Below are 16,530 nucleotides of genomic sequence, written 5' to 3'. Positions count from 1 at the left end.
TACCGGATGCGTGCGGTGTGGGCCACGGGGGCGGCGGCCTGGCTGGTCGTGGTGGCGGCGGTGGGGTGGCTGGAGTACGCGGACGGCCGCTTCGGCCCGAGGGAGCCGGAGGGCCCGGAGCGATTCACCACGGACCGGGTGGGTCCCCAGATCGAGCTGCTGGCCTGGCCGGGGTTCCTGGTCGGAGCGGTGGGCGTCGCGGTGGTGTGCGGCCTCGCGACGCGGGGCCGCGCCAGGGCGGTGCGGATCCGGACCACGCTCGCCGCGGGCGCGACGTCGGGAGTGCTGTACGGCGTGTACGTGTCCTGGCTCGTGCAGGAGAACCCGGTCAAGCCGTGGCTCGTCGCCGAAGAGGCCTTCCGCTGGGGCCTGATGTTCATCGGTCCGTCGGCCGGGGTGCTGACGGCGGCGGCGGTGTGGACCGCGTCGCGGAGGGGCGGTGGCCGGGTCTCCTTCGGCGGACGCCTCGTCCTGACGGCGGCGGGCGCGACGGCGGTGCTGTGCCTGGGCGGGGTGTATCTGCTCCGGCAGGCGAGGGTGGAGGGCCCGCAGCAGAACATCGACGAGGTGCTCTGGATCGGCCTGACCACCGGGGTGCCCCTCGTCGCCCTGTGTACCGGGATCCTCGTGCACATGGCTGCGGCCCGTGCGCTGCGGCCGGTGGAGGCGATCCGGCGGGAGCTGGAGGACATCGCCGGCCACTCCCTGGACCGGAGGGTCCCGGTCCCGCCGACGGACGACGTCATCGGCCGGCTGGCCCGGACGACGAACGACACGCTCGACCGGCTGGAGCACGCCTCGGTGCGCCAGCGGCAGTTCGTCGCCGACGCGGCGCATGAACTGCGCAGCCCGCTCGCGGCCCTGCGCGCCCAGCTCGAATCGGCGCTCCGGCACCCCGAGGGTGTCGACTGGGCGACGGCGGTGGAGGACGCCGCGGCCGATGTCGTACGGCTCCAGGCGCTGGCGGACGACCTGCTGCTGCTGGCGAGCATGGACGGAACCCGCCCTCGCGACCGTGCGCGGGAGGAGGTCGACCTGGCGGCGCTCGCGGAGGATCTCGTACGGGAGCACCAGCACCTTCCGGAGGCGGCGAACCTGAAGCTGACGTGCGAGTCGGGCGCCCGGGCGTATGTCAGCGGCGACGCACGTCAGTTGGAGCGCCTGCTGCGCAACGTTCTCGGCAACGCGTGCCGCCACGCCGACTCGACGGTGACCGTCACGGTCGCCACCGGCGACGGCACCGCGGTCCTGGAGGTCGTGGACGACGGCCCCGGCATCCCGCCCGCCGACCGCCACCGCGTCTTCGACCGCTTCACCCGCCTCGACGAGTCCCGCACCCGCGCGGCGGGCGGCGCGGGCCTGGGCCTCCCGATCGCGAGAGAGATCGCGACACGCCACGGGGGGACGCTGACGGTGGGGCGGAGCGAGCGGGGCGCGAGGCTGGTGACGTCGCTGCCGGTGTGTGACGCGGCGCTGCTCGCGATGAAGGCGGGTGATGGTCCGGGCGGTGGGGCCAGCGTGCCCGGTGGGGCCAGCGTGCCCGGTAGGGCCAGTGGGGCCGCTCCGGGCCGGTGATCAGGTCGCGTGGAAGTCCTGCGGGCCGGTGTCCGTGGCGTGGAAGTCCTCGGGGGTGGTGCTCGTGGCGTGGAAGTCCTGGGGGCCGGTGCTCGTGGCGTGGCAGTCGGCCAGGGCCGGTGTCGCCGTGCCGACGGCGAGCGCCGCGGCGGCGAAGGCTCCGGCCAGGAGGCGTTGGGTGCGGGACATGAGCAACTCCTTGGATGGGAAAGCGGACGGACGTGCCGTTCCAGCCTGCGCGAACGCGAACGCCGGTTCGATGGTTGCGTGCCGTTCCGGCCAGGGATTGGCCAAGATCTCGTAGCGCACGCAAGAGGGGCCGGGCGGATGCCCGGCCCCTCTCTTCGCTGTCCGGCGCGCCGCGCGCGTCAGGCCCTGTCCGACCGGTCCCCCCGGCCGTCGGACGTCCCCCGAGCCCTGCGCGTCGGCATTTCGGACAGTCACGGCTTCGGCAGCTCCCCCGATGGCGCCGCCGGGGCCGTCCCCCGTCGCGAGCCGGCCCCTCGTTCCCCCGTGGGCCGGCCCGGGTCGCTACTTGATGGGCTCACCGGTCGCGTGGGCGTCAAGCGGCTTGACGGGCTTGACGGGCTCGCTCGTCGCGTGGGCGTCCAGCGGCTTGATCGGCTCGCTCGTCGCGTGCGCGTCGCCCAGCGTGGTGATCTCCTCGCCCGTGGCGTGGGCGTCAGTGGGCTTGAGGTTGTCGGCCATGAAGGTCATCTCCTGTAGCTGATGGACGTGGCGAGAGCGACGCCCGCCCGGCGATTCCCCCGTGGATCGCCGGGTGGGACGTCCAGGGCCGATCACCCTAACGGTGGGGCCTCATCGCGATCCGTCTGCCCCCCGACGCGGCGGATCGACACACATGAGAGTGCCGTGCGGCGATAAACGATTGATGAACGGCCTGGTGCGGTCACGCAACCGCGGCCGGGTGCAGCAGCGCGCGGACGCCCGTGGCTTCGGGGGAGTCGAGCTCCTCGAAGACCGTGAGCGCCTCGCGCCAGCACACCCGCGCCCGGTCGATCTGACCCAGCGCCGACAGCCCGCGCCCCAGCACCGTCAGGACGTTGGCCCGCCGCCACTCGCCACCGATCCCGTGCAGTACGGCGAGCGCCTGTTCCGCGTGGGAGGCCGCCGAGGCGGACTTGCGCTCGGCGAGATTGACCTCGGCGAGCCGGAACAGCGTCATGCCGTGCCACAGCTTCTGCCGGCTCTCCTGGAAGACGCTCAGCGCCTCGGTGAGGACGGCGCGCGCCTGACCGGTCTCGCCCGCCTCGGTGAGCGCCAGGCCGAGCGCGTACTTGCCGTTGGCGAGACGCAGCGGCAGACCGTCGTCGGACGACTCGTAGATCGCGATCCCCTGGCGTGCCAGCTCGACCGCGCTGGTGATCCGGCCCATGGCGAGGTGCACCCGGGACAGGTTGCACAGCGCGCTGGCCTCCCCGGGCCTGTTCTGGTCCGCGCGGAACGCGGCGAGCGCCTGCGAGAGGTGGGTCTCCGCGTCCGTGTGCCGGCTCTCGTAGAGCGCGATGATCCCCAGCTGGTTGGGGGCCTGCGCCGACGAGACGGGGTCACCTGCCGCGAGGCCGGCCTCCAGCGCGCGGCGGGCCTCGTCGGCGGCCTCGCCGAACCGGCCCGAGGTGCTGTGCACATGGGTGAGCATCGTCCGGGACCGGCCCTCCGCCCGCATCTCCCCCGCCTTGGCGGCCGCCTCGCTCACGGCCGTGGCCGCCTGCGCGAACTGGTGCGTGTTCGCCCCCGACTCGGCGAGGTCGACGGCTGCCATGAGGAGGTCCGCGGCGCGCCGGAGGAGGCCGATGCCGGCGGACTGGCGGGCGCAGGCGAGGAGCCCGTCGGCCTCGGTGAACAGCCAGTCGAGGGCGGCTTCCTGCGTGTCGAAGGCGAGACCGGGATACTGGGTGCGCTCGAAGTGGTCGAGGACGCGCTCCCCCGGACGCTCGATCGCGTACACGCGGGCCGCCGTGGACAGGTAGAAGTCCAGCAGCCGGGACAGCGCCAGTTCCCGTTCCACCGGGGGCTGTTCGTCCCTTTCCGCGCACGCACGCGCGTAGAGCCGCACCAGGTCGTGGTAGCGGTAGCGGCCCGGGGCCGCCGATTCGAGGAGCGAGGTGTCGACGAGCGCCTCCAGGAGGTCCTCCGTGTCGTGGAGTTCCAGGTCGAGGACGGCCGCGGCCGCCGCGAGGGAGATGTCCGGGCCGTCGGCCAGGCCGAGGAGGCGGAACGCGCGGGCCTGGGCCGGTTCCAGCTGGCCGTAGCCGAGTTCGAAGGTGGCCTTGACCGCGAGGTCGCCGGCCTGGAGCTCGTCCAGGCGGCGCCGCTCGTCGGCGAGCTTCGCCGCCAGGACGGCCACCGTCCAGGTGCGGCGCGCTGCCAGCCGGGAGGCGGCGATACGGATCGCCAGCGGCAGGAAGCCGCACGCGGCGACCACGTCGAGGGCGGCTTCCCGCTCCGCCGAGACGCGCTCCTCGCCGACGATCCGGGTGAAGAGCTGGAGCGCCTCCTCGGGCGACATGACGTCCAGGTCCACCAGGTGCGCCCCGGCCAGGTCCACCATCCGGATGCGGCTGGTCACCAGCGCCGCGCAGCCCGCCGTGCCCGGCAGGAGGGGGCGGATCTGGGCCGCGTCCCGCGCGTTGTCGAGCAGTACGAGGACCCGCCGGCCGTCCAGCGTCGAGCGGTACAGCGCCGCCCGCTCGTCCAGCGAGTCCGGGATAGCGGAGTCGGGCGTGCCGAGGGCCCTCAGGAACGCGCCGAGGACCGTCTCGGGTGCCGCGGCACGGGAGCCCGCGCCCTGGAGGTCGACGTAGAGCTGCCCGTCGGGGAAGTGCGGCCGTGCCTCGTGCGCCACGTGCACGGCGAGCGTCGTCTTGCCGACGCCGCCGATGCCCGCCAGCGCGGACACGGCCATCACGGAGCCCTCCGCCGTGGCCAGTCGCTTGCCCAGCTCCCGTACGAAGGAGTTGCGGCCGGTGAAGTCCGGGACCGTCGCCGGGAGCTGCGCGGGCCGGGCGACGGCGGGCGCCGGAGCCGATTCCTCGACGGGGCGGGCCAGTTCGGTGTCCGCCTGGAGGATCCGCTGCTGGAGGCGGGAGAGTTCCGGGTTCGGGTCGACGCCCAGCTCGTCGGCGAGGAGCCGGCGGGTGTCCGCGTAGACGGCGAGCGCCTCGGCCTGCCGGCCGCTGCGGTAGAGGGCGAGCATGAGCAGTTCGCGCAGACGCTCCCGCAGCGGGTGGGCGGCGGTGAGCGCGGTCAGCTCGGAGACCGCCTCCGCGTGCGCGCCGGCCTCCAGGTCCATGTCGAGCCGGGTCTCCAGGAGCTGGAGCCGCCACTCCTCCAGGCGTACCCGCTGGGTCTCGGCGTACGGCCCCGGTACGGAGGCCAGCGCCTCGCCGTCCCACAGCCCGAGGGCCTTGTTCAGCCGGGACCTGGCCGCCGCGCGGTCGCCCGAGCCGCGCAGCTTGTCGGCCTCGGCGGCCAGCTCCTGGGCGACGTTCAGGTCGATGGCGCCGGCGTCGGCGGTACGGATGGCGTAGCCGCCCGACTCGCTGACCAGGACCCCGGTGTCGAGGATCTTGCGCAGCCGCGAGGCGTACGTCCGTACCGCCGCGAGTGCCTGTGAGGGCGGCTCGTCGCCCCAGATGGCGTCGATCAGTTCGGAGGCCGTCGCCGTGCGCCCGTCGCGCAGCAGCAGCGCGGCGAGCAGGGCCCGTTGCTGGGGCGAGCCCGAGGGGAGGGCGGTGCCGTCCCGCCAGGCGCGTACCGGGCCGAGCACGCTGAAGCGCAGGTCGTCCGTGCGGACGCGACCTGTCAGCGGAGCTCGCTGCTCCGGAACGTGCGGGCCGTTCTCACGGTCCATAGCTCCCCCTGCCGTACCGCTGGTTTCGCCCCTGACAGTCTGCCTTGCCCGGAGGGGATGCGTCAGCATCGGGTCACTGTCTGCACAAGTCCTGCCACATGATTCGGCCGACCAAGGAGCTGACGGGTCGTCAGATCAGCGCTACCGTGAAACGCATGGAGACCTTCCCGAAGATCATCTCGGTGGACGACCACACCGTGGAGCCGCCTCACGTCTGGCGGGACCGGCTCCCGTCCAGGTACCGCGACACCGGCCCCCGGATCGTCCGCGCGCCCCTGAAGGAAATGACCTTCCTCGGCGGAAAGTTCGCACCCGTCATGGGCGCCAAGGGCGACGACGGCCCGATCGGCGACTGGTGGGTGTACGAGGATCTGCACCGGCCGCTCACCCGGCTCGACACCGCCGTCGGCTACGACAGGGACGAGATCAAGCTCGAGGTCATCACCTACGAGCAGATGCGCCCCGGCTCGTACAGCGTCCCCGACCGGCTGGCCGACATGGACGTCAACCACGTCCAGTCCGCGCTCTGCTTCCCCACCTTCCCGCGCTTCTGCGGGCAGACCTTCACCGAGGCGAGCGACCGCGAGCTCGGTCTGCTCGGCGTCCGCGCGTACAACGACTGGATGGTGGAGGAGTGGTGCGGGCCCGAGGCCCGTGGGCGGCTGATTCCGCTCACCCTCATACCCCTCTGGGACGCCGAACTCGCCGCCGAGGAGGTGCGGCGCAACGCCGCCCGCGGGGTCCGCGCCGTCGCCTTCTCCGAGATCCCGCCCCACCTCGGGCTCCCGTCGGTCCACACCGACCACTGGGACCCGTTCCTTCGCGCCTGCGACGAGACCGGCACCGTCGTCGCGATGCACATCGGCTCCTCCAGCCGCATGCCGTCCACCTCGGCCGACGCGCCGCCCGCCGTCGGCTCCACCATCACCTTCGCCAACTGCTGCTTCTCGATGGTGGACTGGCTGATGAGCGGGAAGTTCGAGCGGTTCCCCAATCTGAGGATCATGTACGCCGAAGGGCAGATCGGCTGGATCCCGTACATCCTGGAGCGGGCCGACGTCGTCTGGGAGGAGAACCGCGGCTGGGGCGGTGTCGCCGACAAGGTGCTGCGCCCGCCGTCGGAGCTCTTCGGCGAGCACGTCTACGGCTGCTTCTTCGACGACGCCTTCGGCCTGAAGAACCTGGACGCGATCGGCGTCGGGAACGTCCTCTACGAGACGGACTACCCGCACTCCGACTCCACCTGGCCCAAGTCGCGCGAGGTCGGCGAGGCGCAGATGGGGCACCTGGCACCGGATGTCGTGGAGCGGATCGTGCGCGGCAACGCGATCGGGCTGCTCGGCCTGACGGCGGACGGGCTCTGGGTGCCGTGACGCGACGGCGAGCGGCCGCACCCCGTCGTGGAGTGCGGCCGCCGGGCCGTACGGCTCAGCCGAGGCGGACCGAGGAGATCGTGTCGTCGAAGCCGATCGACGCGAGGTCGGCGATGCTGCCGCTCACCGACTTCGACGTGCCCTTGCAGTCCTTCTCCGTCCAGATCTTCACCGTGCCGCTCGCCTGGAGCGAGGAGGCCCGGTCGTTCCGGCCCACGTTCTGGCAGCCGGTGCCGGCCAGGCCCTCGGAGGGGTCGCCGAAGTTCTTCTCCTCGGAGAGGGTGACGCTGCTGTTCCCCCCGGTGGGCGCGGAGCCGCCGCCCGCCTTCCTGCCGTCCGGGGTCACCCCGAACCAGGTGCCGCCGACGCCCTGCCCGTTGGTGTCGCCGGGACGCAGGTCCTTGGCGAAGCGGTAGACCGGCCAGCCGCCGATGGTGACCTGGAGGTTGCCGTCGTCACGCCTGACCACGCCCACGTCCGACTTCTTCACGCCGTCGATGAAGATCCGCCCGCCCGGCGCGACGACGACCGGCGGCCAGGTGGTGGCGCAGGCGTCGTTGCACGTGGACCGGGAGGGCTTCGCGGTGTCGTCGTCGAAGCGGTAGAGCGTGAAGCCCGCGCCGTTGACGACGACCGGGTCGAGGGCGCCCGCCCGGGCCGCGCTCAGCTGGACCCACTTCTGGGGCTTGCCCGGAGCGTTCGCCCAGTCGCCGGTCTTCGGCTGCGCGTTGTTCTGCTTCGCCGTACCGCTGAGGAAGTCGAACTCGGAGGCGGCGGAGTCGGTGCCGGACCCGGCGTTCCCGGTCCCGGTCGCCGCGCTCCCGGCGGGCTTGCCGGAGGCCTTGTCCTCGGTGCCGCCGCACGCGGTGAGCAGCAGGGCGGCGGCCGTGGTGACGGCGGCGATCATCCCGAAGCGCTGGGTGTTCATGGTTCCCCCTGTGTGTGGTGTGCGTTGCCTTCGCCGGGGAGTACGGAGACGGCTGTAGGGGGCACTCAGCCGGTTACGTGCCTGAGACAGGCCCGGGACGGTTCCGGCACCGCGTCCCCGCACACCTCTTGTCGGATGAATCGTCAGAAGCGAGCATGAGGGCCACTCATCGATATGACGAATCGTCAGATCCATAGGGGGTCCACCATGGTGGTCTACGGGATGCAGCTCCCGGTCCAGTCGCAGAGCACCCTCTACGCCGAGCCCTGGGAGGCCGCGGCGGGCCCCGCCGACCTGGTGGAGATCGCCCGCGTCGCCGACCGCACCGGATTCGACTACATCGCGAGCTGCGACCACGTCGCCATCCCGCGCCGGCTCGCGGGGCCCATGAGCACGATCTGGTACGACCCGGTCGCCACGCTCTCCTTCCTGGCCGCCGCCACGGAGCGCGTCCGGCTGCTCTCGCACGTCGCCGTCGTCGGCCTGCGCCACCCCCTGGTGACCGCCAAGGCGTACGCGACGCTCGACCACCTCTCCGGGGGCCGCCTGGTCCTGGGGGTCGGGGCCGGGCACGTCCAGGAGGAGTTCGAGGCGGTCGGGGCCGACTTCGCCGGGCGCGGGGGCGTGCTCGACGAGACGATCGACGCGCTGCGGGCGGCCCTCGGCCCGGAGGAGTACCCGGAGCACGCGGGCGAGCGCTTCGCCTTCAAGGACCTCGGCCAGCTGCCCCGGCCCGCCCAGGAGCATGTGCCCGTCTGGGTCGGCGGATCCTCGCCGGCCGCCGTGCGCCGGGCCGCCCTCAAGGGGGACGGCTGGCTGCCCCAGGGCGACCCGCGGGCCGAGCTCCCCGCCCAGATCGCCCGGCTCAAGGCCCTGCGCGAGGAGGCCGGGATCGAGGACCCGATCACCGTCGGGGCGATCGTCGAGGCGCTGTACGTCGGCGAGGCCGGCTGGGACGTCGGCCGGCGGACGCTGTCGGGCAAGCCGGAGGCCCTGGCCGAGTCGCTGAACGCGTACGGCGCGATGGGCGTGCACCAGATCCAGGTCCGGTTCCGCTCCCGGAGCCGTACCGAACTCACCGATCAGATGGCGGCGTTCGCCGCCGAGGTCGCCCCCCACCTGAGCTGAGGAGTTGGCGGACATGGGCAAGCTGGACGGGCGGGTCGTCGTCGTCACGGGCGCGGCGCGCGGACAGGGCGAGCAGGAGGCGCGGCTCTTCGCCGCCGAGGGGGCCCGGGTCGTCCTCGCCGACGTGCTCGACGCCCCCGGCGAGGCGCTGGCCAAGGAGCTGGGGGAGGAGCGGGCGGTCTACGTCCACCTCGACGTCACGCGGGAGGAGGACTGGACGGCGGCGGTCGCCGTCGCCAAGGAGCGCTTCGGGCGGATCGACGGCCTGGTGAACAACGCGGGCATCCTGCGCTTCAACGAGCTGGTCTCCACGCCCCTGGAGGAGTTCCAGGCGATCGTCTCGGTCAACCAGGTCGGCTGCTTCCTGGGGATCCGTACCGTCGCGCCCGAGATCGAGGCGGCCGGCGGCGGCACGATCGTCAACACCGCCTCGTACACGGGTCTGACGGGCATGGCGGGCGTCGGTGCGTACGCGGCCACCAAGCACGCCGTGCTCGGGCTGACCCGGGTCGCGGCACTGGAGCTGGCGGCCAAGGGGATCCGGGTCAACGCGGTCTGCCCGGGGGCGATCGACACCCCGATGAGCAACCCGGAGGGCGTGGATCCGGAGGCGACGGCGGGGCTGTACCGGCAGCTCGTTCCGATGGGGCGGATCGGGAAGCCCGAGGAGGTGGCGGCGCTCGCGCTCTTCCTGACCGCCGACGACTCGTCGTACATCACCGGGCAGCCGTTCGTCATCGACGGCGGCTGGCTGGCGGGCGTGAAGCTCTTCTGACCGTTTCTGACGCTCCATCAGGTATTGACGCACCTGCCGCGCGGTGCGAAATTCGGGCACATCGAGAATCTGACGATACGTCAGAAACAACGAGGACGGTGAACCCCCTTGGAATTCGGGATCTTCGTACAGGGATACGTCGGCAAGCGTGCCGAGACCGATCCCGAGGCCGAGCACAAGGCACTGATGGAGGAGACCGAGTACGTCATCCAGGCGGACACGTCCGGGTTCAAGTACGCCTGGGCCTCCGAGCACCACTTCCTGGAGGAGTACTCGCACCTCTCGGCGAACGACGTCTACCTCGGCTACCTCGCCCACGCCACCGACCGGATCCACCTCGGCTCCGGCATCTTCAACCCCCTGGCGCCGGTGAACCACCCGGTGAAGGTCGCCGAGAAGGTCGCCATGCTCGACCATCTCTCCCAGGGCCGCTTCGAGTTCGGCTCGGGGCGCGGGGCGGGCTCCCACGAGATCCTCGGGTTCATGCCGGGCATCACCGACATGAACCACACGAAGGAGATCTGGGAGGAGACGATCGCCGAGTTCCCCAAGATGTGGCTCCAGGACGAGTACGTCGGCTTCCAGGGCAAGCACTGGTCCCTGCCGCCGCGCAAGGTCCTGCCCAAGCCGTACGGGAAGTCCCACCCGGCCATGTGGTACGCGGCCGGCTCGCCGTCCTCGTACGCGATGGCGGGCAAGAAGGGGCTCGGCGTCCTCGGCTTCAGCGTGCAGAAGGTCTCCGACATGGAGTGGGTCGTCGAGTCGTACAAGACCGCGATCAAGGAGGCCAAGGCGGTCGGCGACTTCGTCAACGACAACGTGATGGTCACCTCGACCGCGATCTGCGCCGAGACGCACGACAAGGCCGTCGAGATCGCGGTGGGCGGCGGGCTCAACTACCTGCAGTCGCTGCTCTTCCGCTACCACGACACCTTCCCCCGCCCCGAGGGCATCCCCGCGTGGCCGGAGCTGCTGCCCGAGTACAGCGCGGAGATCATCGAACTCCTCATCGCGGAGGAGCTGATGATCTGCGGCGACCCGGACGAGGTGCTGCGCCAGTGCAAGCGCTGGGAGCAGGCGGGCGCGGACCAGCTGTCGTTCGGGCTGCCGATCGGGATCAGCTACGAGGACACGATGAACACGATCAAGCTGATCGGTGAGCACGTGATCCCCAAGATCGACACGGACCCGGTCCACCGCACGACCCGCTTCCGGCAGCAGGCCGGAGAGTAGGCCCCCGTACCGGGGCGGTGTCTTCCCGGACCACCGTCCCGACGGGCCCCGGTCGGGGACGTCGTAGCCGCGGCCGGCTGCCCCGTCCCCGACCGGGGCCCGCACCCCGTTGTGGGCACCCGCTCCGCTCGGGGGTCCCCCCCCAGGGCGAAGCCCCAGGGGGAGGAACGGGTGGGCACCACGCCCGAGGGCCCCCGCGGTCTTCGGACCTGTGCCCCCGGACCCCGCACTGAGCTCCCGTACGAAGGAAGGGACCCCATGCTCGACCACCTGATCAAGGGCGCCACCGTCGTGGACGGGACCGGCGCCCCCGGCTACGTCGCCGACGTCGGTATACGCGACGGCCGCATCGCCGTCATCGCGGAACCCGGTGGCGTCCAGGAAGAGGCCCGCACCACCGAGGACGCCACCGGTCTCGTCCTCGCCCCCGGCTTCGTCGACCCCCACACCCACTACGACGCCCAGCTCTTCTGGGACCCCTTCGCCACCCCCTCCATGAACCACGGCGTCACCACCGTCGCCGGCGGCAACTGCGGCTTCACGCTCGCGCCCCTCCACCCGGACCGGCCCGAGGACGCCGACTACACGCGCCGCATGATGTCCAAGGTCGAGGGCATGGCCCTCAAGGCCCTGGAGGAGGGCGTCGACTGGAGCTGGTCCTCCTTCGGCGAGTACCTCGACGCCCTCGAAGGACGGATCGCCGTCAACGCGGGCTTCATGGTCGGGCACTGCGCACTGCGCCGGTACGTGATGGGCGCCGAGGCCGTCGGCGGGCAGCCCACGCCCGAGCAGCTCGACCGGATGACGGCGCTGCTCCACGAGGCGATGGAGGCCGGCGCCTGGGGCCTGTCCACCACCCAGTCGTCCACCCACTCCGACGGCGACGGCGCCCCCGTCGCCTCCCGGCACGCCGCCCCCGCCGAGCTGATCGCGCTCTCCCAGGCGGTCGGCGAACACGAGGGCACGCAGCTCGAAGCGATCCTCGCCGGCTGCCTCGACCAGTTCTCCGACGAGGAGATCGACCTCTTCGTCGACATGACGGCCGCCGCCGGACGCCCCCTGAACTGGAACGTCCTCACCATCGACGCCACCGTCCCCGAACGCGTCCCACGCCAGCTCGTCGCTTCCGAGCGCGCCCGCAAGTCCGGCGGCCGGATCGTCGCGCTCACCATGCCGATCCTCACCCCCATGAACATGTCGCTCGGCACGTTCTGCGCCCTCAACCTCATCCCGGGCTGGGGCGAGATCCTGGCGCTTCCCGTGCCCGAGCGGATCGCGAAGCTGCGCGACCCGGACGTCCGGGCCGAGATGCTGCGCCGCGCCGACTCCAAGGAGGCCGGCGTCTTCCGCCGCCTCGCGCACTTCGGCCGGTACGTCATCGGCGACACCTACAGCCGCGAGAACGAGGGCCTCACCGGACGGGTCGTGAACGACATCGCCGCCGAACGCGGCCAGGACCCCTTCCAGTGCCTCGTCGAGATCTGTGCCAACGACGAGCTGAAGACCGTGCTGTGGCCCATGCCCACCGACAACGACCCGGCCTCCTGGGCGCTGCGCCGCGAGACCTGGGAGCACGAGGACGTGATGCTCGGCGGCTCCGACGCCGGTGCGCACCTGGACCGCATGTGCGGCGCCCCGTACACCACCCGCTTCCTCGGCGACTGCCTGCGCGGCCGCAAGCTGGTCCCGCTGGAGCAGGCGGTGAAGATGCTCAGCGACGACCCGGCCCGGCTCTTCGGGCTGCGCGAGCGCGGGCGGATCACGGAGGGGTTCCACGCCGACCTGGTCCTCTTCGACCCCGAGCGGATCGACGCGGGCCCGGCGACCCTGGTGCACGACCTGCCCGGGGACAGCCCCCGGCTCGACTCGCGGGCGATCGGCGTCGTCTCCGTCCGCGTCAACGGCGTGGAGACCATCCGCGACGACGAGGTGACCGGCGCGATCCCCGGCAGGGTGCTGCGCTCGGGCCGCGACACGAGGACGGTGTCCACCAGGTGACGCAGCGACTGTTCATCGGCGGCGAGTGGGTCGAGCCCGACGGCGGGCACTACGAGGTGGTGAACCCGGCCACCGAGGAGGTCGTCGGACTCGCGCCCGAAGCCTCCCGCGACCAGGTGTACGAGGCGGCGGACGCCGCCCGGGAGGCCTTCGCGGCCTGGTCCCGTACGAAACCGGAGGAACGGGCCGCGATCCTCGACCGGGCCGCCGACCTCATGGCCCGCGACGCGGACGCGCACACCGTCCTCGCGCAGGCCGAGACCGGCGCGACCACCGGCACGGCGCGGGGCATGCAGGTCGCCGTCGGCTCCTCCCGGTTCCGGCGGTACGCGCGCGGCGCCCTGGAACCGGTCGAGCAGGCGCTGCCCCCGCAGATCAACGAGGCCGGACCCATGGGCAAGGCCGGGGTCTTCGGCGCGGTCGCGGTGCGCCGCCCGGTCGGGGTGGTCACCTGCATCACCTCGTACAACAACCCCTGGGCCAATCCGGCCGGCAAGGTCGCCCCGGCGCTCGCCATGGGCAACACGGTCGTGGTGAAGCCCGCCCCGCAGGACCCGCTCTCCGTGTTCGCGATGGCCCGGGCGCTGGAGGAGGCCGGCGTCCCCGCGGGCGTCGTCAACGTCGTCACGGGGACGAGCACCGCCGTCGGTGAGGCGGCCGTCGACTCGCCGGCGGTCGACATGGTCTCCTTCACCGGTTCCACGGCCGTCGGGCAGCGCATCGGCGAGGTATGCGGCCGGGCGCTGAAGCGGCAGCTCATGGAGCTGGGCGGGAAGGGCGCGGCGCTGGTCCTCGACGACGCCGACCTCGACTCCGCAGTGATGGGGATCGGCACGACCTTCTCCTTCTACAGCGGCCAGATCTGTACGGCCCCGACGCGGGTGCTCGCCCAGCGCGGGATCTACGAGCAGCTGATCGAGAAGCTCACCGGCTATCTGGCCTTCATGAAGGTCGGCGATCCGACGGTGCAGGGCACGGTGGTCGGCCCGGTGATCTCGGCGGCGCACCGTGACCGGGTGGAGGCGTACGTCGAGCTGGGGCGGAAGGAGGGCGCGCGGGTGGTCGCGGGCGGTGAGCGCCCGGCCATGGAGCGCGGCTTCTACGTGGCGCCGACGCTGCTCGCGGACTGCACGAACGACATGCGGGTGGTCCGGGAGGAGATCTTCGGCCCGGTCGTCGTGGTCGTCCCCTTCGACGACGAGGAGGAGGGGATCGCGCTGGCGAACGACAGCGACTACGGGCTGCTCGACTACGTGTGGTCGGGGGACGTGGCCCGCGCATTCCGTATCGCGGCCCGGCTGAGGGCGGGCGGCGTCGGGGTGAACACCATCGGACGGAACATGGAGGCGCCGTTCGGCGGGTTCAAGAAGAGCGGTGTGGGGCGGGACGTGGGGTCCTACGCGCTGCACGCGTACAGCGAGACGCAGGCGGTGGTCTGGCCCGGCTGACACCCGCCCCGGCCCCCGGCCGAACCCTGCCCCGGCGCCGGCCGCACCCCGTCCCCGCGCGGCCCGGAAAATTCTTCGGGAAAATTTGGAAACGGACATTTGGGGCAGGGCTGCGGTTCCCGCATATCGGACGGTCTCTGAGACGCCTACCAATCGGTCGGTGTCAACGCATGGTCGATCTTTCAATCAATGCCGAGAGGGTCTTGTCGCCCTCTCAATGCAAGGTGAAGATCGCCTCACGTCCTGGAGTCAGCTCCTCCGGATGTGGAAACCGCAGCACTTAACGTCCTGTTCATGACTCAGGTGGATGCACGGCCCCAGGCCGGAGACACGGTAAGGGGCGTCACCGCCTCGGGTGAGAGCCAGGGCGTACGTACCAAGGGCCTCGGCGGAAACTCCGTAGGGCTGATGGGCAGTGCCGTCATCGGCATCTCGACGGTCGCCCCCGTCTACTGCCTGACCTCCACGCTCGGCTCCACGGCCGGCGAGGTCGGGCTCCAGATGCCCGCGATCTTCCTCGCGGGCTTCCTCCCGATGCTCCTCGTCGCCTTCGCGTACCGGGAGCTCAACCGGGTGATGCCGGACTGCGGCACCTCCTTCACCTGGACGGTCAAGGCCTTCGGCCCCCGGATCGGCTGGATGTGCGGCTGGGGCCTCGTCATCGCGACGATCATCGTCCTGTCCAACCTGGCCGGCGTCGCGACCTCGTACTTCTGGCTCCTCGCCGGGGAGATCACCGGCAGTGAGTCCATCTCCGCCCTGGACGACAACAAGGCCGTCCACATCCTCACCTGCCTCGCGCTGATCGCCCTCGCGACCGCGATCAGCTACCGCGGGATGACCGCCACCAAGGGCGTGCAGTACGCCCTCGTCGGCCTCCAGCTCGTCGTCCTCGCGCTCTTCGTCGCGATGGCCTTCCAGAAGGCCGGCAGCGGCTCCTTCGACACCGGGCTCTCCTTCTCCTGGGAGTGGATGAACCCGTTCGCCGTCCAGTCCTTCGCCGCCTTCACGGCCGGGCTGTCCCTCTCGATCTTCATGTACTGGGGCTGGGACGCCTGCATGGCGACCAACGAGGAGACCACGGGCAGCGCCAAGACCCCCGGCCGCGCCGCGCTCATCGCGATGGTCGTCCTGGTCGGCTCCTACCTCGCCACCGGCGTCGCCGCGCAGATGGCGGTCGGCTCCGGCGACAGCGGCCTCGGCCTCGCCAACCCGGAGACCTCCGACAACGTCTTCGCGGCCCTCGCCGGCCCGGTCATGGGCCCGGCCCTCGGCATCCTGCTCTTCATCGCCGTCCTCGCCTCGGCGGCGGCCAGCCTCCAGACGACGTTCATCCCGGTGGCCCGCACAGTGCTGGCGATGTCGACGTACGAGGCGCTCCCCGCGTCCTTCGCCAAGGTCCACCCGCGCTTCAAGGTGCCGGGCAAGGCCACGATCATCGCGGGCGTCGCCACCGGTGTCTTCTACACGGTGATGACCCTGGTCAGCGAGAACGTCCTGGTCGACACGATCTACGCGCTCGGCCTCATGATCTGCTTCTACTACTCGCTGACCGCCTTCGCCTGCGCCTGGTACTTCCGCAAGGAGCTCTTCCGCTCCGGCCGGGACTTCGTCTACAAGGGCCTGTGCCCGGTCCTCGGCGGCGTCCTGCTCACCGCGGTCTTCGGCAAGACGCTGTACGACATGTGGGACCCGGCCTACGGCAGCGGCTCCTCGGTCCTCGGCGTCGGCTCGGTCTTCGTGATCGGTGTCGGGCTGCTGCTCGTCGGCCTGGTGATCATGCTGGTCATGCAGCGCCGGAGCCCCGCGTTCTTCCGCGGCGAGGTGCTCACGAAGGAGACGCCGTCGCTGGTGGTCGCGGACTGACACCGCGGACGTGAACCCCTGAGTCCACGAGGAACGAGGTGGCGGGACCGTCTTCCGGTCCCGCCACCTCGTTCGTCGTAGGCCCCGGTCAGCGCCCGGGGAGCAGCCCCTCCACGGTCGCGTTGGCGGCGGGCATCCCTGCCGCCGAGGCCGGCTTCTCCTGGGGGTCCAGGAGGCCGCTCAGCGGGACGACGGACGGAAGGTTGGCGTTGCCGAGGTCCATGGTGTCGGCGGCGGCGGACCCGGCGGCGCCGATGCTCCCGGCGAGGGCGAGACCGGTCAGGGCCAGGTTGCGGATCATCTTCATGCCCCCACCAACGAGCGGCCCCCCG

The 16,530-nt window shown here is 71.8% G+C and carries 13 protein-coding genes; 8 read left to right on the top strand and 5 right to left on the bottom strand.

The genetic code is table 11. From position 1 onward, the window contains the following. Nucleotides 1-6: 6 nt before the first annotated feature. Nucleotides 7-1,575 carry a sensor histidine kinase gene (locus ACFY8U_RS33245; protein ID WP_389575899.1) on the top strand — a complete coding sequence of 523 codons (1,569 nt, stop codon included), beginning with the start codon at nt 7-9 and terminating at the stop codon, nt 1,573-1,575. Here the strand turns inward: ACFY8U_RS33245 and ACFY8U_RS33240 are convergent, their stop codons facing one another. The 3 genes from ACFY8U_RS33240 to ACFY8U_RS33230 all read right to left on the bottom strand — a co-directional run bounded on the left by ACFY8U_RS33240 (nt 1,576) and on the right by ACFY8U_RS33230 (nt 5,449). Next, the gene (locus ACFY8U_RS33240; protein ID WP_389575898.1) at nt 1,576-1,764 is read right to left on the bottom strand and encodes a hypothetical protein; all 189 of its coding nucleotides are present in this window, start codon (nt 1,762-1,764) and stop codon (nt 1,576-1,578) included. Nucleotides 1,765-2,106: 342 nt separating this feature from the next. Next, on the bottom strand, nt 2,107-2,283 hold the full coding sequence (locus ACFY8U_RS33235) for a hypothetical protein (protein ID WP_389575897.1): 177 nt from the start codon (nt 2,281-2,283) through the stop codon (nt 2,107-2,109). Nucleotides 2,284-2,485: 202 nt separating this feature from the next. Beyond that, on the bottom strand, nt 2,486-5,449 hold the full coding sequence (locus ACFY8U_RS33230; RefSeq protein WP_389575896.1) for a BTAD domain-containing putative transcriptional regulator: 2,964 nt from the start codon (nt 5,447-5,449) through the stop codon (nt 2,486-2,488). A gap of 155 nt (nt 5,450-5,604) precedes the next feature. On the opposite strand from ACFY8U_RS33230, the gene ACFY8U_RS33225 reads away from it, so the two are divergent. After that, entirely contained in the window at nt 5,605-6,822 is a 1,218-nt protein-coding gene (locus tag ACFY8U_RS33225) for an amidohydrolase family protein (protein WP_389575895.1), read from the top strand. Nucleotides 6,823-6,877: 55 nt separating this feature from the next. Here ACFY8U_RS33225 and ACFY8U_RS33220 read toward each other — a convergent pair whose 3' ends face one another. After that, a complete protein-coding gene (locus tag ACFY8U_RS33220; protein ID WP_389575894.1) occupies nt 6,878-7,750 on the bottom strand; it encodes a hypothetical protein in 873 nt (290 codons plus the stop codon). 207 nt (nt 7,751-7,957) lie between these two features. Between ACFY8U_RS33220 and ACFY8U_RS33215 the strand changes: the two genes are divergently transcribed. The 6 genes from ACFY8U_RS33215 (at nt 7,958) to ACFY8U_RS33190 (ending at nt 16,198) form a co-directional block, all read left to right on the top strand. Next, nucleotides 7,958-8,878, top strand: a complete 921-nt coding sequence (locus tag ACFY8U_RS33215) for an LLM class F420-dependent oxidoreductase (protein ID WP_389575893.1) — start codon at nt 7,958-7,960, stop codon at nt 8,876-8,878. Between the two features lie 13 nt (nt 8,879-8,891). After that, complete coding sequence (locus ACFY8U_RS33210) at nt 8,892-9,653, top strand: SDR family NAD(P)-dependent oxidoreductase (protein ID WP_389575892.1); 762 nt, start codon at nt 8,892-8,894, stop codon at nt 9,651-9,653. 108 nt (nt 9,654-9,761) lie between these two features. Then, nucleotides 9,762-10,886 (top strand): LLM class flavin-dependent oxidoreductase, encoded by a 1,125-nt coding sequence (locus ACFY8U_RS33205; RefSeq protein ID WP_389575891.1) that lies wholly within the window; start codon nt 9,762-9,764, stop codon nt 10,884-10,886. 258 nt (nt 10,887-11,144) lie between these two features. Further along, nucleotides 11,145-12,884, top strand: coding sequence for an amidohydrolase family protein (locus ACFY8U_RS33200; RefSeq protein ID WP_389575890.1), 1,740 nt, complete (start codon nt 11,145-11,147; stop codon nt 12,882-12,884). Beyond that, nucleotides 12,881-14,332 carry an aldehyde dehydrogenase family protein gene (locus ACFY8U_RS33195; protein WP_361600724.1) on the top strand — a complete coding sequence of 484 codons (1,452 nt, stop codon included), beginning with the start codon at nt 12,881-12,883 and terminating at the stop codon, nt 14,330-14,332. The genes ACFY8U_RS33200 and ACFY8U_RS33195 overlap by 4 nt, the downstream gene beginning before the upstream one ends. A 294-nt stretch (nt 14,333-14,626) precedes the next feature. Further along, nucleotides 14,627-16,198, top strand: coding sequence for an APC family permease (locus tag ACFY8U_RS33190; protein WP_389575889.1), 1,572 nt, complete (start codon nt 14,627-14,629; stop codon nt 16,196-16,198). Between the two features lie 88 nt (nt 16,199-16,286). Here ACFY8U_RS33190 and ACFY8U_RS33185 read toward each other — a convergent pair whose 3' ends face one another. Then, complete coding sequence (locus tag ACFY8U_RS33185) at nt 16,287-16,505, bottom strand: hypothetical protein (RefSeq protein WP_361671695.1); 219 nt, start codon at nt 16,503-16,505, stop codon at nt 16,287-16,289. Between the last annotated feature and the right edge of the window lie 25 nt (nt 16,506-16,530).

Source organism: Streptomyces sp. NPDC012508, from assembly GCF_042902595.1.
In the GTDB taxonomy this organism is placed as follows: Bacteria; Actinomycetota; Actinomycetes; order Streptomycetales; family Streptomycetaceae; genus Streptomyces.
This window is presented reverse-complemented; position numbering and strand designations above follow the sequence as displayed.